The 20,841-nt window shown below is 66.2% G+C and carries 22 protein-coding genes and 1 pseudogene; 11 read left to right on the top strand and 12 right to left on the bottom strand.

Annotated features, from left to right (window positions below; genetic code table 11):
- Positions 1–226 precede the first annotated feature (226 nt).
- Complete coding sequence (gene ctrA, locus ASD67_RS08465) at positions 227–934, bottom strand: response regulator transcription factor CtrA (protein WP_056345920.1); 708 nt, start codon at positions 932–934, stop codon at positions 227–229.
- 175 nt (positions 935–1,109) lie between these two features.
- Entirely contained in the window at positions 1,110–2,069 is a 960-nt protein-coding gene (locus ASD67_RS08460) for a LysR family transcriptional regulator (protein ID WP_056345918.1), read from the bottom strand.
- Between the two features lie 254 nt (positions 2,070–2,323).
- Here ASD67_RS08460 and ASD67_RS08455 point away from each other — a divergent pair.
- From ASD67_RS08455 to ASD67_RS08430, 6 genes and pseudogenes are all read left to right on the top strand, one after another.
- Positions 2,324–3,001, top strand: a pseudogene (locus ASD67_RS08455) (pirin family protein); the annotation flags it as partial.
- A 128-nt stretch (positions 3,002–3,129) separates the two neighbouring features.
- Positions 3,130–3,726 (top strand): FMN-dependent NADH-azoreductase, encoded by a 597-nt coding sequence (locus ASD67_RS08450; RefSeq protein ID WP_056345915.1) that lies wholly within the window; start codon positions 3,130–3,132, stop codon positions 3,724–3,726.
- A 4-nt stretch (positions 3,727–3,730) separates the two neighbouring features.
- Positions 3,731–4,498: a DODA-type extradiol aromatic ring-opening family dioxygenase gene (locus tag ASD67_RS08445; RefSeq protein ID WP_056345913.1), complete on the top strand. Its 768-nt coding sequence runs from the start codon at positions 3,731–3,733 to the stop codon at positions 4,496–4,498.
- Positions 4,499–4,523: 25 nt separating this feature from the next.
- A complete protein-coding gene (locus tag ASD67_RS08440) occupies positions 4,524–5,219 on the top strand; it encodes an RluA family pseudouridine synthase (protein ID WP_056345912.1) in 696 nt (231 codons plus the stop codon).
- On the top strand, positions 5,212–5,613 hold the full coding sequence (gene arfB / locus ASD67_RS08435) for an alternative ribosome rescue aminoacyl-tRNA hydrolase ArfB (RefSeq protein ID WP_056345910.1): 402 nt from the start codon (positions 5,212–5,214) through the stop codon (positions 5,611–5,613). The genes ASD67_RS08440 and arfB overlap by 8 nt, the downstream gene beginning before the upstream one ends.
- Before the next feature lie 126 nt (positions 5,614–5,739).
- Positions 5,740–6,078 carry a PilZ domain-containing protein gene (locus ASD67_RS08430; RefSeq protein ID WP_056345908.1) on the top strand — a complete coding sequence of 113 codons (339 nt, stop codon included), beginning with the start codon at positions 5,740–5,742 and terminating at the stop codon, positions 6,076–6,078.
- On the opposite strand, the gene ASD67_RS08425 is transcribed toward ASD67_RS08430, so the two are convergent.
- Positions 6,075–6,500, bottom strand: coding sequence for an EVE domain-containing protein (locus ASD67_RS08425; protein WP_056345907.1), 426 nt, complete (start codon positions 6,498–6,500; stop codon positions 6,075–6,077). The genes ASD67_RS08430 and ASD67_RS08425 overlap by 4 nt on opposite strands.
- Before the next feature lie 129 nt (positions 6,501–6,629).
- Here ASD67_RS08425 and ASD67_RS08420 point away from each other — a divergent pair, with 129 nt between their 5' ends.
- Positions 6,630–7,559, top strand: a complete 930-nt coding sequence (locus tag ASD67_RS08420) for an isopenicillin N synthase family dioxygenase (RefSeq protein WP_056345905.1) — start codon at positions 6,630–6,632, stop codon at positions 7,557–7,559.
- A gap of 17 nt (positions 7,560–7,576) precedes the next feature.
- The gene (locus tag ASD67_RS08415; protein ID WP_056345903.1) at positions 7,577–8,170 is read left to right on the top strand and encodes a hypothetical protein; all 594 of its coding nucleotides are present in this window, start codon (positions 7,577–7,579) and stop codon (positions 8,168–8,170) included.
- Between the two features lie 32 nt (positions 8,171–8,202).
- Here ASD67_RS08415 and ASD67_RS08410 read toward each other — a convergent pair whose 3' ends face one another.
- The 4 genes from ASD67_RS08410 to ASD67_RS08395 are packed head-to-tail and all read right to left on the bottom strand — an operon-like array spanning position 8,203 to position 10,749.
- Positions 8,203–8,874, bottom strand: coding sequence for a site-2 protease family protein (locus ASD67_RS08410; RefSeq protein ID WP_056345902.1), 672 nt, complete (start codon positions 8,872–8,874; stop codon positions 8,203–8,205).
- The gene (locus tag ASD67_RS08405; RefSeq protein WP_056345900.1) at positions 8,875–9,279 is read right to left on the bottom strand and encodes a hypothetical protein; all 405 of its coding nucleotides are present in this window, start codon (positions 9,277–9,279) and stop codon (positions 8,875–8,877) included. It abuts the gene before it with no gap.
- A gap of 6 nt (positions 9,280–9,285) precedes the next feature.
- Entirely contained in the window at positions 9,286–10,107 is an 822-nt protein-coding gene (locus ASD67_RS08400; RefSeq protein ID WP_056345894.1) for a DUF1295 domain-containing protein, read from the bottom strand.
- Positions 10,108–10,137: 30 nt separating this feature from the next.
- On the bottom strand, positions 10,138–10,749 hold the full coding sequence (locus ASD67_RS08395) for a lysophospholipid acyltransferase family protein (protein ID WP_082544915.1): 612 nt from the start codon (positions 10,747–10,749) through the stop codon (positions 10,138–10,140).
- Positions 10,750–11,292: 543 nt separating this feature from the next.
- Here ASD67_RS08395 and ASD67_RS08390 point away from each other — a divergent pair.
- Positions 11,293–12,696, top strand: coding sequence for a M20/M25/M40 family metallo-hydrolase (locus ASD67_RS08390; RefSeq protein ID WP_056345892.1), 1,404 nt, complete (start codon positions 11,293–11,295; stop codon positions 12,694–12,696).
- Between the two features lie 3 nt (positions 12,697–12,699).
- Here ASD67_RS08390 and ASD67_RS08385 read toward each other — a convergent pair whose 3' ends face one another.
- Together ASD67_RS08385 and ASD67_RS08380 are read right to left on the bottom strand one after the other, a co-directional pair.
- Positions 12,700–13,518 carry a ferredoxin--NADP reductase gene (locus ASD67_RS08385; RefSeq protein ID WP_056345889.1) on the bottom strand — a complete coding sequence of 273 codons (819 nt, stop codon included), beginning with the start codon at positions 13,516–13,518 and terminating at the stop codon, positions 12,700–12,702.
- Positions 13,518–13,976, bottom strand: a complete 459-nt coding sequence (locus tag ASD67_RS08380) for a hypothetical protein (protein WP_056345887.1) — start codon at positions 13,974–13,976, stop codon at positions 13,518–13,520. The genes ASD67_RS08385 and ASD67_RS08380 overlap by 1 nt, the downstream gene beginning before the upstream one ends.
- A gap of 150 nt (positions 13,977–14,126) precedes the next feature.
- Here ASD67_RS08380 and parC point away from each other — a divergent pair, with 150 nt between their 5' ends.
- On the top strand, positions 14,127–16,427 hold the full coding sequence (parC, locus tag ASD67_RS08375; protein WP_056345885.1) for a DNA topoisomerase IV subunit A: 2,301 nt from the start codon (positions 14,127–14,129) through the stop codon (positions 16,425–16,427).
- 89 nt (positions 16,428–16,516) lie between these two features.
- Positions 16,517–18,196 carry a putative bifunctional diguanylate cyclase/phosphodiesterase gene (locus ASD67_RS08370; protein WP_235535608.1) on the top strand — a complete coding sequence of 560 codons (1,680 nt, stop codon included), beginning with the start codon at positions 16,517–16,519 and terminating at the stop codon, positions 18,194–18,196.
- On the opposite strand, the gene ASD67_RS08365 is transcribed toward ASD67_RS08370, so the two are convergent.
- From ASD67_RS08365 to ASD67_RS08355, 3 genes are read right to left on the bottom strand one after another with little or no spacing between them, the layout of a single operon-like run.
- Positions 18,169–19,377: a CCA tRNA nucleotidyltransferase gene (locus tag ASD67_RS08365; protein ID WP_056345882.1), complete on the bottom strand. Its 1,209-nt coding sequence runs from the start codon at positions 19,375–19,377 to the stop codon at positions 18,169–18,171. The genes ASD67_RS08370 and ASD67_RS08365 overlap by 28 nt on opposite strands.
- Positions 19,374–19,958 carry a CoA pyrophosphatase gene (locus ASD67_RS08360; RefSeq protein ID WP_156377616.1) on the bottom strand — a complete coding sequence of 195 codons (585 nt, stop codon included), beginning with the start codon at positions 19,956–19,958 and terminating at the stop codon, positions 19,374–19,376. The genes ASD67_RS08365 and ASD67_RS08360 overlap by 4 nt, the downstream gene beginning before the upstream one ends.
- Positions 19,958–20,542 (bottom strand): DUF1285 domain-containing protein, encoded by a 585-nt coding sequence (locus ASD67_RS08355; RefSeq protein WP_056345879.1) that lies wholly within the window; start codon positions 20,540–20,542, stop codon positions 19,958–19,960. The genes ASD67_RS08360 and ASD67_RS08355 overlap by 1 nt, the downstream gene beginning before the upstream one ends.
- Positions 20,543–20,841 lie beyond the last annotated feature (299 nt).

Below are 20,841 nucleotides of genomic sequence, written 5' to 3'. Positions count from 1 at the left end.
CGAAGCGGTGGTGGAGGGGCCGCGAGGTCGCGCGACGCCTACGGCGTCTGCCCCTCCGTCAGCCCTGCGGGCTGCCACCTCCCCATCGCTTCGCGACAGGGAGGATTTAGGGAATGCCCGCTTTCCACCCCAAAGCCGACCTGCAGACGGCAAAACGGAAAACCGGCGCGGATCGCTCCGCGCCGGGTCCCCCGTGTAAACCTGCGATAAAAAAGTGCGCTGCGCGTCAGGCGACGCGGCGCACTTCATTGCCTTCTTCGTCGATGTCGCGCAGCACATAGCCGCGGCCCCAGACGGTCTCGATGTAGTTTTCGCCGCCGCACGCGAGCGCGAGTTTCTTGCGCAGCTTGCAGATGAAGACGTCGATGATCTTGAGTTCGGGTTCGTCCATGCCGCCATAAAGATGGTTCAGGAACATTTCCTTGGTCAGCGTCGTGCCCTTGCGCAAGCTGAGCAGCTCGAGCATCTGATATTCCTTGCCGGTCAGATGGACGCGGGTGCTGTCGACTTCGACCGTCTTGGTGTCGAGATTGACCGCCAGCTTGCCGGTCTTGATGACGCTCTGGCTGTGGCCTTTCGAACGGCGGACGACCGCATGGATGCGGGCGACCAGTTCGTCGCGGTGGAACGGCTTGGTGACATAATCGTCGGCACCGAAGCCGAACGAGCGTACCTTCGAATCCATTTCGGAAATGCCCGACAGGATCAGCACCGGCGTCTGCACCTTGGCGGTGCGGAGCTTTTTCAGCACGTCATAGCCGTGCATGTCGGGCAGGTTCAGGTCGAGCAGGATGATGTCGTAATCATAGAGCTTGCCCAGATCCAGGCCCTCTTCCCCCAGATCGGTGGAATAGACGTTGAAGCCTTCGGTCGTGAGCATCGTGTCGATCGCCTTGGCGGTCGTCGGCTCGTCCTCGATCAGCAATACGCGCATTGGGCACCCCTTGACTGTTTCCCACGATGACCCCGCGACCCGTCCGCTTGATCACCTGCGTGATGTCACCGACCGAACCCCTGTTGCGGGACTGCCGGAACATTAACCATGAAAGCAATGAAGGGAAAAGGTTAATTTTGATTTAACCCGCAGGAATCCACGAGTCGCGAGGCATTCATGCCACAGTTTCGGGTCCCGAACGCCCCGAAGCGAGCATCAGATGCTGCGCATGCGCACCGGTGCAGGAGCGCTTGAGCGTGTCGACCAGATGGTCCGACAACGCCTTCACCCGCGCCGGGCGCAGCCGCGATGGTGGCGAAAGAAGGTGAAGATAGGATTGCGGCAGCGACCAGTCGGTGAGGATGCGGACGACGTCGCCCTTCACCAGCGCCTCCTCGGCGATGAAATCGGGAAGCACTGCGATCCCGCCACCGGCGATCAACAGCGGGATCATGATGTCGCCATTGTTGGTAAAGAGCGGCCCGGTCGGGATCACTGTCGCCTCTTCGCCGTCACGGTGGAACCGCAGCGGCATCGCGCGTTCGCGGTGGCCGTATCCGATCAGCCGGTGGCGGCCGAGGTCGAGCGGGTGGCGCGGGGTGCCCTGTTTTTCCAGATAGGCCGGGCTCGCGATCACCGATCCCGCGACCGGCGCGATGGTGCGCGCGAGCAGGCTCGAATCCTCCATGCTCGCGATGCGCAACGCCAGGTCGATCCCCTCGGCGACGACATCATGGCGCGCATCGCTCAGCATCACCTCGATCTCGACCGCGGGGTGCATTTCGAGGAAGGTCGCGAGCGGGCGGCCGAGCACCTTGATCCCGAAGCTCATCGGCGCGGCGAGGCGGATCGGACCGGCCAGGTCGTTGCGGTCGCCGCGCGCCGCCTCGGTCGCCGTGGTCGCCGCCGCGACCATCGCATGCGCCTCGCCGAGCAGCCCGGCGCCGGCGGTCGAGACGGTGACGGTGCGCGAACTGCGGTGGAGCAAGGCAATGCCGAGCGATGCCTCGAGCCGGGTCACCGCTTTCGACACGCTCGCCTTCGACAGGCCGAGCGTCGTCGCGGCGGCGGTAAAGCTGCCGCTGTCGGCGACGGCGGCGAAACAGGCCCAGCCTTCATAATCGGGAAGCGCCATTCTCTTTGTCCTCTATTGCCTGCCCATGGTCGCCACCTGTTGCCCCGTCATTGCGAGCAAAGCGAAGCAATCCAGGGCGGATTACGTACACTCTGGATTGCCGCGTCGCCTCCGGCTCCTCGCAATGACGAGGTCAAAAATGGAAACGATAGATTTCCATCTACGCTATTTTAGAAACGATCCCAATCGCTATCTTGGCTTCAACAAGACGGCCACCGCGGCACCCGCCGAAGGCCGATAGAAAGGACGACGCCATGATCGACATTCGCAAATTCGACAGCCTCGGCCACGCCAATCATGGCTGGCTCGACGCCCGCCACCATTTCTCCTTCGCGAACTACCATGACCCGAAGCGCATGGGCTGGGGCGCGCTGCGCGTGTGGAACGACGATGCCATCGCGGCGCAGGCGGGGTTCCCCCCGCACCCGCACCGCGACATGGAAATCATCACCTATGTCCGCAGCGGCGCGATCACCCACCGCGACTCGATGGGCAACACCGGCCGTACCGCGGCAGGCGATGTCCAGGTGATGAGCGCCGGCACCGGCGTGACGCACAGCGAGTTCAACCTCGAGGACGAGCAGACCACGCTGTTCCAGATCTGGATCATGCCCGACCGTGCCGGTGGCAACCCCGGCTGGGGCGCGCGCCAGTTCCCGCAGGCCGATCGCTCGGGCCAGTTCGTGACGCTTGCCAGCGGCATCGAGGGTGACGACGCCCTGCCGATCCGCGCCGACGCCCGCGTCGCCGCGGCAACGGTGAACGCCGGTGAAAAGGTCTCCTACGACCTCGAAGCCGGGCGCCACGCCTATCTCGTCGCCGCCAAGGGCCGCATTCGCGTCAACGGCGAGGACGCCGACCCTCGCGACGGCATCGCACTGCGCGACGTCGGCACGATCGAGGTCGAGGCGATCGACGACGCCGAACTGGTGNCCCCGGGCCGCCGCCTCTCCCCCTCCCCTGGCGGCGGCCCACCCCTGTGCCGCGAGTTCCCCTTCCCCCGGTAAATGAACTCGCGGCACCCCCTTCTTCCCAATGTTCCAGTCCAAGGAGTAAAATCATGTCCCATATTCTTCGCATCGATGCCTCGGCCCGCAACAGCGGTTCGACCACCCGCCAACTCACCGACCAGCTCGTCGCCCGCCTTGTCGAACAAGGCTATGGCGCCGCGGTCACCCAGCGCGACCTCGCGCTCACCCCGCCGGCGCTGCTGACCGAAAACTGGGTCGGCGCCAATTTCACCGACGATGCCGAGCGCAACGACGACCAACGCGCGGCCCTCGCGCTTTCGGACGAGCTGATCGCCGAACTCGAAGCCGCCGACACGATCGTTATCGGCGTGCCGGTGTATAATTTCGGCATCCCCGCCGCGCTCAAGGCGTGGGTCGACCTGATCGCCCGCGCCCGTCGCACCTTCCGTTACACCGAGACCGGCCCCGAAGGCCTGCTCAAGGGCAAGAAGGCCTATCTCGTCGTTGCCTCGGGCGGCGTGCCGGTCGGCAGCGATTATGATTTCGCGAGCCGCTACATGCTCCAGCTGCTCGGCTTCGTCGGCATCACCGACGTGCAGATCATCGCCGCCGACCAGCAGATGGTAGACGGCGAAGCGATCGCCCGCGCGACCGCGTCGATCGCCGACCTCAAGCAGGCGGCCTGAATCGATGCGCCGTCTCCCGAGCCTTTTCGTTTCGCACGGCTCGCCGATGATGGCGCTCGAGCCCAGCCCGGCGCGGACCTTCCTCGCCGGGCTGGGCACCCAATTGCCGCGCCCGCGCGCGATCCTGATGGTGTCGGCGCACCACGACGCGGCGTACCAAGGGGGCCGCGCGACGGTGACCTCGTCGGCGAACCCGCCGACGATCCACGACTTCGGCGGCTTTCCCGACGAACTCTTTGCGATGCGCTATCCGGCGCCGGGCGACCCGGCGCTCGCGGCGCGCATCGTCGCTCTGCTCGGCGACCATAGCCTGACGGTCACCGCCGATCCCGAACGCGGGCTCGACCATGGCGCCTGGGTGCCCTTGTCGCTGATCTATCCCGGTGCCGATATCCCCGTCGTCCAGCTCTCGATCGCGTCGAACGCCTCGCCCGAATGGCATCATGTGCTCGGTCAGGCGCTGACGCCGCTGCGCGACGACGGCGTGCTGATCGTCGGATCGGGCAGCATCACGCACAATCTGCGCGCGCTGTTTTCGGCACGCCCCGCCATTGATGCCCCCGCCCCGGCGTGGGTGACCGGTTTCGCGGTCGACGATGTGCTGCACGCGGTCGAGCGGGCGCCGCACGGCCACGACAATCACCCGACGATGGATCACATCCTGCCGCTTTTCGTCGCGATGGGCGCGGGCGCCACGCCCTTCGCCGCCGAGCGGCTGCATACGAGCACCACCTATGGTCTGCTCGGCATGGACGTTTATTCTTTCGGCTGACCGGCGCGCGGCCTATAGGCCGCCGATGTTACTCACCGACCATATCCTGTTCCTCGACGGCGAGGCGATCGTCGTCGACAAGCCGGCGGGCCTGCCCGTCGATGCGCCGCGCGATGGCGGCATCAGCCTGATCAATCATCTCGACACGCTGAAGTTCGGGTTCAAGCGCTGGCCGCTCGCGGTCCACCGGCTCGACCGCGACACCTCGGGATGCCTGCTGCTCGCGCGCAATCCCAAGGCGCATGGCCGCTTCACCCAGGCATTCGAGGCGCGCGAGGTCGAAAAGGCCTATCTCGCGATCGTCGACGGTATCGTCGCGGGCGAGCGCGGCACGATCGACCTGCCGCTCGCCAAGATTTCGACCGCCGAGGATGGCTGGCGCATGGTCGGCGATGCCGACGGCAGCAAGCGCGGCAAGCCGTCGATCTCGCATTGGGAAAAGCTCGCCGAGGCGGGCGGTCGCAGCCTGCTGCGCTTCCGCCCCGAAACCGGGCGCACCCACCAGCTCCGCGTCCATGCACTCGAAGGCCTCGGCTTTCCGCTCGTCGGCGATCCCGTCTATGGCACCGGCGGCCCCCGCGATCGCACGATGCTCCACGCCGAACGGCTGGTGGTGGCGCGCGGCGACAAGCCGTCGATACTCGCCGAAGCCCCCTTCCCCGACCGCTTCACCGCGCTGGGTTTCGCCGCGCCGGAGGGTGCGGAGCCGACGCGTGGCTGAGATTCCGGAATCGGCGATCAGCGAGAAATTCCTCGCCGGAACCGGGCCGGGCGGGCAGAATGTCAACAAGGTCGCGACCGCGTGCCAGCTGCGCGTCAACGTCTATGCGCTCGGGCTCGACCCCGAAGCCTATAAACGGCTGAAGACCCTCGCCGGCAGCCGGATGACGACCGATGGCGAACTCGTCATCCTCGCACGCCGCTATCGCACCCAGGAAGCGAACCGCGCCGACGCGCGCGAACGGCTGGCCGCGCTGGTCGATGCCGCGCTTATCCGCCCCGAACGGCGGGTGAAAACCAAGCCGAGCAAGGCGGCGAAGGCGCGCCGCGTCGACAGCAAAAAGGCGCGCAGCACGATCAAGGCGGGCCGCGGACGCGTCCGCCCGTCGGACTGAGGCGCAAACCGTCCCGCCGCGAGACAGTAAAGCCGCGTTCCGAAGATATTTACGCTCTCCGTTTACCGCTGCGAAAGCATCGCCCCCTAGATTCGCCGCTCCACTTCAACGGGAACGCAGCCGACCGTGAAACACTCTGGTACATTCTCCACCAAGCCGGGCGCCCAAACCCGCGGCGCCGAGCGCGCGCAGGTCAAGGCGAACGCGCGGTTTCGCGAGGCGGGCTTCAACCCCTATGACGCCGAGTTGTTCGACCTGTCGTCGACCGGCTTTCGCATGAACACCTTCGCGCGGCCGGCGATCGGCAAGCATATCTGGGTCAGCCTGCCCGGGCTGCAGCAACTCGAATGCATCGTCCGCCGCGTCGACGGCAATGAATATGGCTGCGAGTTCGTCAACCCGCTGCACCCGTCGGTCGCCGCGCACATGCAGACCAAGCTGCGCACGCCGCTGCCCCGGCTCTAGCCGCCGGGCTTTTCCGATTTTTTGAGGATATGCTTCCACTCGGCGGGCGTCACGCGCCCGACCGACAGCCGTGACAGCCGGATCAGGTCCATGTCGGCGAGCGCCGGATCGGCCTTGATCGCCGCCAGCGTTACCGGATGCGCGAGCCGACGAACCGGCGCGACGCGCACGATGACCCACGGCGAGCCGTCCTCGGCGGTCGGATCGGGGGTCGCCTCCTCGACGATCTCCATGATCCCGACGCATTCCTTGCCGATATTGCTGTGATAGAAGAGCGCCTCGTCGCCGACCTTCATCGCCTTCATGTTGAGCTTGGCGCTGTGGTTGCGCACCCCGTCCCACATGCCCTTGCCGTCCTTGACCAGCGTTTCCCACGCATAGGCGTCGGGTTCGGATTTCATCAGCCAATATTGCTTTGCCATGGCGGCGGGCTTAGCCGAGCGATGCGCGGGACGGAACCGCCTTTTTCCCTTTAACCTGTGCCGCGCAACGCCTAAATCGCATGGCATGACGCGCGCCCTGGCGCCGCCCCTTGATAGATGGATCGACCTATGACCGCCGCCGTACCCGTGATTTCCATGGCGCTTCCCGCCGACCGTTTCGCGCAGGATTTCGGCGCCTCCTTCGAACGCTTCGGCTTTGCGATGATCACCGACCATGGCATCGACCCCGATCTGATCGACGAGGCGTGGGACAAGGCGAAGGAATTTTTCGCGCTCGATGAGGATCGGAAGCGCGCCTATCATATCCCCGGCGGCGGCGGCGCGCGCGGCTACACCCCCTTCGGGACCGAGATCGCCAAGGGCGCGAAGGAGGTCGACCTCAAGGAGTTCTGGCACGTCGGCCGCGACCTGCCCGCGGGCCACCGCCTCGCCGCGCAGCAGCCGAACAATGTCTGGCCCGCCGAGGTCGCGGGTTTCCGCACCGCATACGACAAGCTCTTCGCCGAATTCGACCGCGTCGGCGCGCGGCTGCTCTCGGGCATCGCGCGCTACCTCAAGCTCGACCCCGCCTTCTTCGACGACACGGTCAAGGACGGCAACAGCGTGATGCGCCTGCTCCATTATCCGCCGGTCGAGGCGCCCGCGAAGGGCATCCGCGCCGAGGCGCATGAGGATATCAACACGATCACGCTGCTGCTCGGCGCCGAGGAAGCAGGGCTCGAAATCCTCGACAAGGACGGCAGCTGGCTCCCCGTCTCGCCCCCGCCGGGCGCGATGGCGGTCAATGTCGGCGACATGCTCCAGCGGCTGACCAACAACAAGCTGCCCTCGACGACGCACCGCGTGCGTAACCCCGATGCGGGGCGGGCGAGCGTGGCGCGTTATTCGATGCCTTTCTTCCTCCACTTCCGGTCGGACTATCCGATCGAGACGCTGGATAATTGCGTCGATGCCGCACATCCGGACCTCTATCCGACGCCGATCACCGCGGATGAGTATCTGCAGGAGCGGCTGCGCGAGATTGGGTTGAAGAAATAGGCCCGGCCGCGGCGGCAATGCACTGGAAAGACAAGGTCGGTGAGGCTGTGGTCGGCGGACTGGCGGGACTCGCCGTCGTCGTCGTCTTCCTGATCGCGCAGGCCATCCTTTACGGCGCGACGCCCGGCGACTGGCTCGCTTTCGCGGGCGCCATGATCGGTATCGGCGGAGCGACCGGCACCGCCATCTATGTCGCCGACCGCTCCCGCCGCACCGCCCGGCGCGACGACGTCAATTTGCTGGGCGGTGCGATGCACGATCTCGACGCCACGCTCGCGAAGATCGCGCGCGGCGACGCGGGCGGGCCGGACAAGGCGAAGCAGAAGGACAGCATCGTCCTGCTGCTCACCCAGCTCGAATTCGGGCGCGAGGTTTTCGCCCATGCGCTCACGACCTCGCGGATCGACGACGTCGCGCTATGGCGGCACGTACGCCTCATCGAGAAAAGCATCGCCGATAACGCGAAGATGATCGCGCGCGAAACCGCGATCGTCAGCAAGAACGAGCCGACCGACGACATCCTCCGCATCTACCGTGAACATACGAAGGCTTTTGCAAACGAATTGCGGCCGCTGCTGCGCAGCGCAATCGAGCGCATCGATCGGCTCTGAGGCGCGCTGAGTCGCAGGACACGTCGCCACGATCAGCGCCGCTTCCGGCGCAGCACTTTTGCGTGCGACAGGACTATTTCGCCGTCACTGCCATTGAAAGGCAGAAGGTTCGACAGACCGATTCCCGCCGACAGGATCGCCAGAACCTCGGCAAAACGGTGGAGAAGCGCACCGATCCACACGCATTTTTCCTGCCGCGCGACCTCGGCAAAGGCGCGCCGCATCGCGTCCTCGTCGGGCAGCCCGGCATAGCCCCCGCTGATCGCGATCATCGGATCGCGCGAGACGATGCAAGCGGTGGGGTCGGGGAGAAACAGCAGCGCCGCGCCCGCAACCAACGCCAGAAGCAAATTGGCGCCCGGCCCGGCCAGCGCGATCGCGAGGGCGCTCTTCGAGGAATGCTGGACCGGATGCGGCGCATAAGAAACGTAACCACCCACCTCCGCCTTGTGCGGTAAGCGGCGAAACGAGAGCCGCCTCTTGGGCACGTCATAATGGATGCCCATGACGCAGATAGCGCGCAGCGTTGCACCCCAGCGCACCACCGCCCAGGCATGGCCGAGTTCGTGGATCAGGATGACGAGGAAATTCAGGGCGACGATCAGCGCTATAACCGCCCAAAGGTCGAGACGCAGTTCCCTAAGGCCGGCGAAGACGATGAAACTCAGGACCGACTGCACAAGATATGCGAGCTGTCTGATCACCTATCGCCCCGACCAATAATCGAACACCGCCTGCTGCTGCTCCTTTATGAAGCGCGCCGCCGCCGCGCCCTCCCACGGGCCGTGATAACCGAGCAGCAGCGCCGTGCCGCCGACCCACCAGCCCTGCCCGGGCAGGCGGTCGCTTTCGCGCACCACCAGCACCGCCATGTCGGGCTGACCGTCCGCCGCGCACAGCCGGTCGACCTCTTCGAGCGTGCGGCATACCGCGCGCATCTTGGGCCGGGTGAAACGAAAGCCAAGGTCGCCGAGCAGTTCGGAGTAGCTGACGCTGCGCCCTTCGCGCGCCGCTTCGGTCAGGATCGCGCGGATGCGCGGCGCATCGCCGAGCGCGCTTGCATCGGCGGGGACCGGTCGGTCGGCATCGAGGCCGGGATCAAGCGCCACGCTTTTTCACGACCCATGTTTTTTCGGCGGCCAGGGGATGAAGCCCGAGGTGCGCGCGACATAGGCGTCATAGCCCGGCCGCGTGTGCTTCATGCCGCGTTCGAGCAGCGCCTTGCCCGACCATTTGGTCAGCGTGAAGCTCAGGAACAACGGCCCGATCACGCTCGCCGCCGCGACCCACAGCGCCGCGTCGGCGGCGACGAGCCAGATCCCCCACCAGGTCAGCGCATCGCCGAAATAATTGGGATGCCGCGTATAGCGCCACAGCCCGGTGTCGAGGATCTTGCCCTGATTGCCCGGGTCGCCGCGAAACCGGTCGAGCTGCCAGTCGCCGATGCTCTCGAACGCGATGCCGGTCAGCGCCGCCGCGACCCCGATCCAGCCGATCACCCCGATCTGCGACGCCGGCGATGCCGCGCTCGCAAAGATGCCGATCTGCGCCGGCAGGCTGGTGACGAACAGCAGGGGCGCCTGGGTCAGGAAGACGCTGACCAGCGCTGTCGTTTCCCACCCCCAATGGCGCTTTTTCATGATCCCCGCGATGATCTTTTCGTAACGCGGGTCTTCGCCGCTCCGCCGCCAGCGGATGAACAGGTGGGTCGCGAGGCGCAGCCCCCACAGCGTCGTCAGCCCGAGCAGCAATTGCGCGCGCAGCCCTTCGTTGCCGACCTGGATCGCGGTGCCCCACGCGAGCAGCACCATGCCGAAGGCCCAGAAGGCATCGATGAAGGACACGTCGCGGATCGACAGCGCGATCAGCCACAGCACACCGATGACCAGGATCAGGCCGAAGAAATTGGTCGCCAACACGATTCCCACGCTCGTCATCGCCGTCTCCTGCCCCTGTTGCGTCCGGTCCTAATCCGCCCCCACGATATCGTCGATCGACTTCACCGCCCGCTCCGGAAATTTCGGGACGCAGCTTTTATAGATCTCCAGCACCTTCACCATGTCGGCGCGAAAATCGCCCGTCGGCCAGATCAACGGGCCGAGCCCGCCGGTCCTGGTCCCATAATCCATGAACCCGACAACGAGCGGCACCTTCGCCGCCAGTGCGATCTGATAGAATCCGGTGCGCCATTTCTTCGCCTTGCCGCGCGTCCCCTCGGGCGCGACCGTCAGCATGAATTCGGCGCGGCGCGCGAATTCGTCGACCATCTGCTGCACCGCGTTGCTGGCATTGTGGCGGTCGACCGGGATGCCGCCCATCTGTTTCATGAAGCCCGCGAGCGGCCATTTGAACAGCGACAATTTGCCCATGAAATGCGCGCGGACCTTCAGGTCGGCGGTCAGGCCGAGGAAGTTGACGAAATCCCAGTTGCTGGTGTGCGGCGCGGCGATCAGGATGAAGCGCCGCGGTTCGGGCACCTCGCCGACCGCCTTCCAGCCGCGCATCCGGTACATCAGCAACAACAGACGCCGCACGGCGCGCGCCACCAGTCCGGGCGGATGATCGTCGATTTCGGTCACTTAGGCTCCTCTTCCCTGAAGGCGGGGATGCGCGAAAGCCAACAACCGCGCAAGAAAAACAACAGGACCGTGCAGAGGACATAAGCGATGACTGCGCCGGCTTTCAGGTGGGACGCCGACATGGGAATCCTCCCTGTCGCGAAGCGATGGGGAGGGGGACCGCGCCCGGAGGGCGTGGTGGAGGGGCCGCAACGTCGCGCCATAGCCCCTCCGTCGGCGCTTCGCGCTGCCACCTCCCCTTGGCTGCGCCACAGGGAGGATCAAGAACGCCCCCTCGCGCCCGAAACCGACCTCTCACCCACCCGCGAAAAACTGCTTTCCTAAAAAACCGCGCTATGATCTACCCTGCCGGATGACGGCGCCGCCTGCCCCTTGCAGCTTATCGCGAACCTCCCGCACCCACCCTCCGCTTAAAGCGACAAAGGAGACATTTCGGACGCGTTCGTCCGTATCCTTTGTCTCCTTAAGGCCCGAACCGCCCGTCAATCCGCCTTGCGAGCACCGTCGCTTTCTGCTCCCTTCGTTTGCGAAGGGGATTTCATCATGAAGAAAATCTGGCCGCTGATGCTGTGCGCGCTGGCCTTTGCCGCGCCCGCCGCCGCGCAGCAGGCGCCGCGCCCCGACCAGATCGCCTTTCGGGAGGTTTTCAAGGAGCTGATCGAAACCAACACGACGCTGTCGTCGGGCAGTTGCACCCTCGCCGCCGAGCGCATGGCGACAAGGATGAAGGCGGCGGGTTTTCCGGGCGACCAACTCACCCTTTTCGCCACCCCCGAACATCCGAAGGAAGGCGGCCTCGTCGCCGTCTATCCGGGCACCTCGAAGACGGCGAAGCCGATCCTGGTGATGGCGCATATCGACGTGGTCGAGGCGAAGCGAGAGGATTGGGAGCGCGACCCCTTCACCCTGTTCGAGGAGAATGGCTATTTCTATGGCCGCGGCACGCTCGACGTGAAGTCGCAGGCCGCGGTGTGGGTCGACATGCTGATCCGCTTCCAGCAGGCGGGCTATAAGCCCAAACGCACGATCAAGATGGCGCTGACTTGCGGCGAGGAAAGCAATGGTGCGTTCAACGGGGTCGAGTGGCTCGCAGCCAACAAGCGCGACCTGATCGACGCCGAATTCGCGCTCAACGAAGGCGGCGGCGGCGACAGCGACGGCAAGGGCCGGGTGATCGGCCAGTCGGTGCAGGTCGGCGAAAAGACCTTCGCCAACTTCCGCCTCGAAACGCGCAACCCCGGCGGGCACAGCTCGGCGCCGGTGCCCGCCAATGCGATCTACGTACTCGCCCGCGCGCTGACGAAGATTGAGGAGCATGACTTTCCGGTCGAGATGACCGACGTCACGCGGCGCTATTTTGCCGAAGCCGGCGCCATCCGCGGCGACGACACCGGCGGCGCGATGGTGGCGCTGGCGAAAGACCCGGCCGACAGGGCGGCCGAGGCGATCGTCAACGAGGACCCGTTCCTCCACAGCAACCTGCGCACCACCTGCGTCGCGACCTTGCTCGACGGCGGCCACGCCCCGAACGCCCTGCCGCAGCGCGCGGGCGCGAACATCAACTGCCGCATCTTTCCCGGGCACAGCATCGAATCGATCAAGGACGAACTGGCGAAGGTCATCGGCGACCCCGGCGTCGCCATAACCCAGTTGCCGCCCAAGCGCCCCGCACCGCCCGCGCCGCCGTTCGATCCGAAGGTCATCGGCCCGATGGAAAGGCTGGTCGCCAAATATTGGCCGGGGCTGAAGGTGATCCCGTCGATGGCGAACGGCTATACCGATGCGACCTTCCTCGGCGCGGTCGGCATCCCGACCTATGGCATCCCCGGCATCTGGGGTGACCCCGACGGCAACGGCGTCCACGGCCTCAACGAACGAATCGAGGTGAAATCGCTCTATGTCGGGCGCGACTATATGGTCGATCTGGTGAAGGCCTATGCGGACTGAGCCTTAGCCGACGAACGCGCGTTCGATCACGAAATCGCCCGGCGCGGCGTTCGAGCCTTCCCTGAAGCCCAGCGCTTCGAAGCGCGCCTGCAGGTCGCGGATCATCGCCATGCTGCCGCACATCATGACGCGGTCGCTGGCCGGGTCGAACGCCGCCGGGCCGGTCAGCGGATGGCCGAATAGCGCGCCATCGTCGATCAGCGCGTCGATGCGCCCCGTGGTACGGAACGGCTCGCGCGTCACCGTCGGCAGATAATGGAATTGCAGCAACGCCTGATCCTGCACCAGCGGATCGCCGGCGAGTTGGCTTTCGAGGTCGTCGCGGAACGCCAGGTCGCCGACCTGACGCACGCAATGGACCAACACGATCTCGTTGAACCGCTCATAAATGTCGGGATCGCGCGCGAGGCTGAGGAAGGGGGCGAGGCCGGTGCCGGTCGAGAGCAGGAACAGCCGCCGCCCCGGGGTCAGCGCGTCGGCGACCAGCGTGCCCGTCGGCTTGCGCCCGAGATAGACGGGGTCGCCCGGCTCGATCGACTGGAGCCGCGAGGTCAGCGGGCCGCCCGGCACCTTGATCGACAGGAATTCCAGCTCGTCGGCCCAGGCGGGACTGGCGATCGAGTAGGCGCGCAGCAGCGGCCGCCCCTCGCCACCCGGCAGGCCGATCATCACGAACTCGCCCGAACGGAAACGAAAACTGGACGGGCGGCTGATCGTGAAGCTGAACAGATGGTCGTTCCAATGGCGGACGCTGCGCACCGCCTCGACGGTCAGCGAGGCGGAGGGGGCCAGCTTGGCCGCGGCGGCGATACGGTCGCTCATCACTTGGATTCCTGATGTTTCTTGGGGGGTGGGGCGGAAAGCGGCGGCAGGTCGAAACCCGCCGCACCGAGCGCGGCGACCGCGCCGGTCATGGCACCGGCGATCGGCGCGGCAACATCGGGCGCGACCAGCAACTTCAAAGTCGCGCGCAGCCGCGCCGCTTCACCGCGCGCGGCGTCGCGCCACAGCCCGATGAGGATGGCCTCATCCTCGGCGATCCGGCCGCAGGCCATCGGCGCGAGCGTCAGGCCTGCGCGTCCGTCGCTCGCCAGCATCGCCATCGCGACGTGGAAATCGGGCAGCGCCATTCTGGCATTCATCCCCGAAAAACCGCGGTGCAGTGCGCGTGGCGGGCATTCGCCCCGCTCCGCCGCCCCGACCCAGCCGCGCATCGCCCACAACAGGAAGCGGCCGCCGTTGCACAGGCTGTCCACGGGGCGGTCGACAAAGGCGTACATAAACTCTCCGGCGCTGGCGATGCACCGGCCCTATATGGTATTGAGAGTCATTTGCAATAAACTTCTTCTACGCGGCACCTTCGCCAACATCCGCCCGCCATCAACACCCCCTTTGCCTTGTGGCGCCAGCCTTGCTATCGCGCCGCGACCATGGCGAATTCGACCGACGATCCCGACAGCAACGCACCCGTTCCCGGCATGACCGACACGCCCTTCGACAGCGCGCTGTCGGAGCGCTACCTCGTCTATGCGTTGTCGACGATCACCGCGCGGTCGCTGCCAGACCTGCGCGACGGCCTGAAGCCCGTCCACCGCCGCCTGCTGTGGGCGATGCGCGCGATGCGGCTCGACCCGTCGCAGGGCTACAAGAAATCCGCCCGCGTCGTCGGCGACGTCATCGGCAAGTTCCACCCGCACGGCGACACCGCCGTGTACGACGCGATGGTCCGCCTCGCGCAGGATTTCTCGCTGCGCTATCCGCTCGTCGACGGCCAGGGCAATTTCGGCAATATCGACGGCGATAATGCCGCGGCCTATCGTTACACCGAAGCGCGGCTGACCCGCGTCGCCGTCGACCTGATGCAGGGCCTCGACGAGGGCACCGTCGATTTCAAGCCGACCTATAATGGCGAAGATGAAGAGCCCGAGATCATGCCGGGGCTGTTCCCGAACCTGCTCGCAAATGGCGCGAGCGGGATCGCGGTCGGCATGGCGACGAACATCCCGCCGCACAACGCAGCCGAGGTGATCGACGCGGCGCTGGTGCTGATCGAGAACCCGCGCGCCGAGCTGACCGAACTGCTCGACCATGTGAAGGGTCCCGATTTCCCGACCGGTGGCATCGTCGTCGACAGCCCCGAGACGATCGCCCACGCCTATGCCACCGGCCGCGGCGGTTTTCGCGTCCGCGCCCGCTTTTCGACCGGCAAGGCCGAGAGCGGCTGGGAAGACACGGGGATCGAGAAACAGGCGGGCGGCACCTGGCAGCTCGTCATCAGCGAAATCCCCTATGGCGTCGCCAAGGGCAAGCTGATCGAGCAGATCGCGCAGCTCATCGCCGACAAGAAGCTGCCGATCCTCGAGGATGTGCGCGACGAAAGCGCTGAGGACCTGCGCATCGTCCTCGTCCCCAAGAGCCGCAACGTCGACCCCGAAGTGCTGAAGGAAAGCCTGTACCGGCTGACCGATTTTGAAAGCCGCTTCGCGCTCAACCTCAACGTGCTCGACGCAACACGCACGCCCAAGGTGATGGGGCTGCACCAGCTGCTCACCGAATGGCTGCAGCACCAGATCGTCGTGCTCGTCCGCCGCGCGCAGCATCGCATCGCGAAGATCGACGACCGGCTCGAACTGGTCGCGGGCTACATCATCGCCTTTTTGAACCTCGACCGGATCATCGAGATCATCCGCACCGAGGACGAGCCCAAGCCGGTGATGATCGCCGAATTCATCCTGACCGACCGGCAGGCCGAGGCGATCCTCAACATGCGGCTGCGTTCGCTGCGCCGCCTTGAGGAAATGGAGCTGAAACGCGAACAGGCGGATTTGACCGCCGAGCGCGAGGAGCTGGCGAAGCTGGTCGAGAGTCCGGCGCGGCAGAAGACGCGGCTGCGCAAGGACCTGGAGAAGCTGCGCGCGGTCTATGGTCTCGACACCCTGCTCGGCGCGCGGCGCACGACGATCGCCGAGGCGGCCCCGGCGCGCGACATCCCGCTCGACGCGATGATCGAGAAGGAACCGGTGACAGTCATCCTGTCGAAGCGCGGCTGGATCCGCGCCCAGCGCGCGCATGTCGCGGCCGACCAGTGGGGCGAGTTCAAGTTCAAGGAAGGCGACGAGCTCGCCTTTGCCGTCCATGCGCAAACCACGGACAAATTGCTGATCGCGGCGAGCGACGGGCGTTTCTATACCATCGGCGCCGACAAATTGCCCGGCGGCCGCGGTTTCGGCGAGCCGCTGCGGCTGATGGTCGATATCGACCCCGAGGCGCGCATGGTCGCGCTGCTCCCGGCGAGCGCCGACGGCCGGCTGCTGCTCGCCTCGACCAGTGGGCACGGTTTTGTCGCGCAGATGGGCGAGATCATCGCCGAGACGCGCAAGGGACGAAACGTCGTTAACCTCAAACCCAAGGCGCAGCTCGGCGTCGTGCGGTCGATCGGCGCGGGTGACGACAGCGTCGCGGTGGTCGGCGAGAACCGCAAGCTCGTCGTCTTCCCGCTCGCCGAAGTGCCGGTGATGGCGCGCGGCCAGGGGGTGATGCTGCAACGCTATCGCGACGGCGGGCTGTCCGACGCGGTCGCCTTTGCCTTTGCCGACGGTTTGAGCTGGGCGATGGGCGGCGATACGGGGCGCACGCGCACCGAAACCGACCTGGCGCCGTGGCGGGTAGCCCGCGGCGCGGCGGGGCGCATGCCGCCCACCGGCTTTCCACGGAACAATCGTTTCGGCTGATCGCTTTTCGATGTAGCCGTAAATAGCTTCTTTACCCCCCGCCCCATAGTGTTTGAGCAATGGGGAAAGGTCGCACAAAACCCTCTTTTATGCCTATCGATCGAACCGGCGAGGACCGGCCCCTTCTGTTCGTCGGCTGGATCGACGCATTACCGGTGCCGGCGGCGCTGATCCGGCCGCTCGCGCGCGGCAATTTTCGCCTGCACGCGAGCAACGCCGCCTTCGACCGACTCGCCCTCTCACCCGCCGGTGCGAACGCGCCGATCGAGCTGCGCCGCGCGATCGAACGCGCCGAACAGGCCCCTGATGATACGCAGGAATTTTCGTGCCAGCTGGGCGAGGGCCCGGCGGCGCGCGACCTGCGTGGATCGATCGGGCCGCTGTCGGAAGAATGCGGCGACGACAATCTGTTCCTGCTGACGCTGATCGACCGCACCCAGGAAATGATGACCGAGCGCAATCTGCGCCGCGAACTGGTGTCGGACAGCCTGACCGGCCTGCCCAATCGCGCCGGATTCGAGGAACTGGTCGAACAGCGAATCGCCGCCGATGGCGAATCGGACCATGCCATCCTGCTGCTCGACCTGGCGCGGTTCAGCCGCATCAACGAGCATATCGGCCCGCTGGCGGGCGACGAACTGATCATCACCGTCGCACGGCGGCTGAAGTCGAGCCTGCGCAGCGGCGACATATTGGCGCGCACCGGCGGCGACGAATTCGCCATTTCGTCGCGCATCGCGGGCGGCCGCGCCGATGTGCGCGAAATCGCGCGCCGCATTCGCGGCTGTTTCGACCACCCCTTTCGCATCGGCGAGCTGAAGGTCAGCGTCGACTGCGCGCTCGGCTGCACGATTCAGCCCGCGGCGGACACCGATGTCGCCGACCAGATCCGTCACGCCCAGATCGCGCTGAAGCGCGCCAAGCAGACCGACCGCATCGAGATTTACGAACCCGAAGCCGCGATGCTGTCCGACAATCGCTTCGGGCTGGAAACCGCGCTGCGCAGCGCGATCGAGGAGGACCGGCTCCACCTCGCCTTCCAGCCGCTGATCGAGCTGGCGACGGGCAAGGTGTCGGGGTTTGAAGCGCTGGCGCGCTGGGACAATGCCGGCAGCCGGTCGATATCGCCGACCGAATTCATCCCGATCGCCGAGGATTCGGGGCTGATCGTCCCGCTCGGCCAATGGGCGATCGCCAAGGCGGCGAGCACGATCGCCGAATGGGACGCCAAGAATGGCGGCGCGCCGGTCGACTGCTATTTCTCGGTCAATGTCTCGGCGATCCAGCTGGTGCGCGACGATGTCGCGGCGGCGGTGCGCCAGGCCCTGGCGTCCAACGGGATCGGCGGCGAGCGGCTGATGATCGAGCTGACCGAAAGCGCGATCATCGGCGATCCCGACCTCGCGCTGTCGGTCCTGAGCGAACTCAAGGCGCTGTCGACGCGCGTCGCGATGGACGATTTCGGCACCGGCTATTCGAACCTCGCTTATCTCCAGCGATTGCCGCTTGACGTGCTCAAGATCGACCGCAGCTTCGTCGAACATATGGTCGAGGACCGTGACAAGGTCGCCATCGTCCGCACGATCCAGAGCCTGGCCGAAGCGCTGGGCATGAAGACCACCGCCGAAGGGGTCGAGACCGCCGACCAGGCGCGGCTGCTGTCGGCGCTCGGTTGCGATTTCGGGCAGGGCTTCCTGTTCGCGCACCCGATGGTCGCCGACACCGCCTTCGATTACTGGCGTCAGTCGCTGACGCGCCCGATCTTCTGATCGAGCAACGCGGCGACGCGCGCCGCATCGGGGAAATCCTCGGCGACCCATGCCGCTTCGACCGCTTTCAACAGCGCCGCGACGTCGGGCCCGACGGTGACGCCCCGCGCGACGATCTCGCCGCCCTTGAGCGGGAGGGTCGGAACGGTCCAGCCCGCCAGCGATTGTGCGGCATCCGCCGCCTCTTCGGATCCCGCGGCAAGCAGATAAGCGTCGGTCGCAGCTTCGATGCCGATCTTGTGCGCAAGCTGGCGCGGGGGCGGCAGCGCGGCAGCGCGATGCGCGGCGAGCGCGGAGAGATGTTTCCGCTGGCGCGAGGAGAGGCGGAGTCGGCTCGCGACATCCTCGGCGGTCGGTGCGTCCGGCGGGAGCAAGGCGGCGAGGCGGCGGAATGCCGAAGGGGCCGCGCCGGCAGTGGCTTCATTGGCGAGCAGGCGGTCGAGCGTCGCGGCGAAATCGGGAGCGAGTTCGGGCAGGATCACCGCGAACATGCCGTCGGTCGCCATCTGGCCGACGATGGCACGCGGGTCGGGAAGCGCCAATATCTTGGTAAGCTCGTCAGCGACGCGTTCGCGCGACAGGCTTTTCAGCGACTGGCGCGCGGCGATCACCGCCGCATGGCTGTCGGGGTCGAGTTCGCCCTGTCCGAAGCGCGCCGCGAAGCGGTAGAAGCGCAATATCCGCAAATGATCCTCGGCGATGCGCGTGGCGGCGTCGCCGATGAAGCGGATGCGTCCCGCGTCGAGGTCGGCCAGACCGCCGAAATAATCGTCGACCGCACCGGTCAGCGGGTCGGCATAGAGCGCATTGATCGTGAAATCGCGCCGCGCCGCATCGTCCCGCCAGTCGTCGGCGAAGGCGACCGTCGCGCGGCGGCCGTCGGTCGCGACGTCGCGGCGCAATGTCGTGATCTCGTGTCGTTCGTGGCTGGCGATCGCGGTGACGGTGCCGTGTGCGATGCCGGTGGGGACGACCTTGATCCCCGCCTTTTCGAGCCGCTGCATGACCTGGTCGGGCATCAGCGGGGTCGCAAGGTCGATGTCGGCGACGGGCAGGCCGAGCAGCGTGTCCCGCACCGCACCCCCGACGAGCTTCACCGCCCCGCCGCGTGCGAGCAGCGCGGTGACGATGCGCCGCAGCCCCTCGCCATGGCGCCATTCGGCGTCGGGCAGCACGGTCATCGGTGCCAGCCCGCCGGCATCCGCCGCGCGAGGTTGATGATGATGCCCGCCGTCACGCCCCAAATCCGCCGTCCCTGCCACATCATGTCATAATAATGCCGATCATGGCCCTGCCAATGCGCATGGTGGAGCGCGTAATTTCCGGGGTCGAACAGGATATCGATCGGCACCTCGAACCAGTCCTCGACCTCGTCGGGATTGGGATCGAGCGGCAGGTCGGGCGGGATTACGCCGAGCACCGGGGTGATATGATAACCGCTGCCCGACCGATAGGCGTCGCATGTGCCGGCGATCGTCACGTCGCGTCGGTTGAGTCCGATTTCCTCCTCTGCCTCGCGCAGCGCAGCGTCGACCGCGTCGACGTCGCCGGGATCGATCTTGCCGCCCGGAAAGGCGACCTGCCCCGCGTGGCTACGCAGCCATTGCGGGCGCTGGGTCAGGATGATGCCCGGTTCGGGGCGGTCGGTGAAGGCAATGAGCACCGCGGCATCGCGCAGCGTCGGCGTGCCGAGATAGGTTTCGTCCTCATCCTCGCCGGGGAGCAGATTGTCGAGCGCGACGCGCAGCTTGTCGGAGAGCATCAGGCGGTCACCAGCGCGAAGCGCGCGCCATTCGACCAGATCGCGGGTGGATCGTCGCCCTCGGCGAGCGCGAGGTCGGCGATCTCATAATAAAGCGCGCGATCGACGCGTGCTTCGAGGCCATTGCCGGGCGCGCCGCGAACGTGGAGGCGCGGATCGGGATTGTCGGGGTCGGTGCCGAAGCTCAAGGGATGGTCGGGACCGGCCATCACCAGGTCGTCGGTGTCGAGGCGGAAGACCAGCTTGCGGTCCTTGCCAGCGCCTTCGCTCTTCATCTCGACCGCGCGGAAGGGCATGTCCTCGACCGCGATGACGAGCTTTTCGGCGGGGGTGACGAGGACATGGCTGCCGTCGGGTTCGCGGCGCAGGATCGTCGAGAAAAGCCTGACCATAGCGGGGCGGTTGATGCGCCCGCCCTCATGATACCAGCTGCCGTCGGTGCGGATTTCCATCGCGCTGTCACCGGTGCGCTCGGGATGCCATTGCTCGACCGGCGGCAATTTGCGCGCCGCGAGCAGTTCGGCCGCCTCGGTCAGCGACAGCTGCGCGAAATCCCTGGGGAGCGATGGCGCGGGGGTTACCATGGCGCCCCGACCTTCGCGGGAAAAAGCGGCGAAAAACCGCGCAACTTCATTCGCGATGCGCGTTCGGGATAGCGAAGGGCCGACAGGAGCACCGGCACGAAAACCCCGGAAAACTGCGCAACTTCATTCACGATACGCGTTCCGGGGCGATCTCCCGCAAAAGACGTCAGGGGCCGACCGCGTTTCACCGCCATGGACCCAGGCTTTCGCCGGCGAGCCGCGCGAAGCCGATTCAGAGAAATGGCGGAAAACTGCGCAACTTCATTCGCAAATCGCTGTCGGGAGGGGAGGCAGGGAAT

Source organism: Sphingopyxis sp. Root1497, from assembly GCF_001427085.1.
In the GTDB taxonomy this organism is placed as follows: Bacteria; Pseudomonadota; Alphaproteobacteria; order Sphingomonadales; family Sphingomonadaceae; genus Sphingopyxis.
Note: the sequence above shows the minus strand (reverse complement) of the source record. Positions and strands in the feature narration are given on the sequence as shown.

What these genes read in the sequence shown, in the direction of transcription:
- parC (WP_056345885.1), top strand. Translation starts at nt 14,127, where the DNA reads ATGGCGAATTCGACCGACGATCCCGACAGCAACGCACCCGTTCCCGGC.
- ASD67_RS08425 (WP_056345907.1), bottom strand. Translation starts at nt 6,500, where the DNA reads ATGGCAAAGCAATATTGGCTGATGAAATCCGAACCCGACGCCTATGCG.
- ASD67_RS08400 (WP_056345894.1), bottom strand. Translation starts at nt 10,107, where the DNA reads ATGACGAGCGTGGGAATCGTGTTGGCGACCAATTTCTTCGGCCTGATC.
- ASD67_RS08365 (WP_056345882.1), bottom strand. Translation starts at nt 19,377, where the DNA reads ATGACCGTGCTGCCCGACGCCGAATGGCGCCATGGCGAGGGGCTGCGG.
- ASD67_RS08420 (WP_056345905.1), top strand. Translation starts at nt 6,630, where the DNA reads ATGACCGCCGCCGTACCCGTGATTTCCATGGCGCTTCCCGCCGACCGT.
- ASD67_RS08440 (WP_056345912.1), top strand. Translation starts at nt 4,524, where the DNA reads ATGTTACTCACCGACCATATCCTGTTCCTCGACGGCGAGGCGATCGTC.
- ASD67_RS08355 (WP_056345879.1), bottom strand. Translation starts at nt 20,542, where the DNA reads ATGGTAACCCCCGCGCCATCGCTCCCCAGGGATTTCGCGCAGCTGTCG.
- ASD67_RS08390 (WP_056345892.1), top strand. Translation starts at nt 11,293, where the DNA reads ATGAAGAAAATCTGGCCGCTGATGCTGTGCGCGCTGGCCTTTGCCGCG.
- ASD67_RS08450 (WP_056345915.1), top strand. Translation starts at nt 3,130, where the DNA reads ATGTCCCATATTCTTCGCATCGATGCCTCGGCCCGCAACAGCGGTTCG.
- ASD67_RS08360 (WP_156377616.1), bottom strand. Translation starts at nt 19,958, where the DNA reads ATGCTCTCCGACAAGCTGCGCGTCGCGCTCGACAATCTGCTCCCCGGC.
- ASD67_RS08415 (WP_056345903.1), top strand. Translation starts at nt 7,577, where the DNA reads ATGCACTGGAAAGACAAGGTCGGTGAGGCTGTGGTCGGCGGACTGGCG.
- ASD67_RS08370 (WP_235535608.1), top strand. Translation starts at nt 16,517, where the DNA reads ATGCCTATCGATCGAACCGGCGAGGACCGGCCCCTTCTGTTCGTCGGC.
- ASD67_RS08380 (WP_056345887.1), bottom strand. Translation starts at nt 13,976, where the DNA reads ATGTACGCCTTTGTCGACCGCCCCGTGGACAGCCTGTGCAACGGCGGC.
- ASD67_RS08385 (WP_056345889.1), bottom strand. Translation starts at nt 13,518, where the DNA reads ATGAGCGACCGTATCGCCGCCGCGGCCAAGCTGGCCCCCTCCGCCTCG.
- ASD67_RS08460 (WP_056345918.1), bottom strand. Translation starts at nt 2,069, where the DNA reads ATGGCGCTTCCCGATTATGAAGGCTGGGCCTGTTTCGCCGCCGTCGCC.
- ASD67_RS08445 (WP_056345913.1), top strand. Translation starts at nt 3,731, where the DNA reads ATGCGCCGTCTCCCGAGCCTTTTCGTTTCGCACGGCTCGCCGATGATG.
- ctrA (WP_056345920.1), bottom strand. Translation starts at nt 934, where the DNA reads ATGCGCGTATTGCTGATCGAGGACGAGCCGACGACCGCCAAGGCGATC.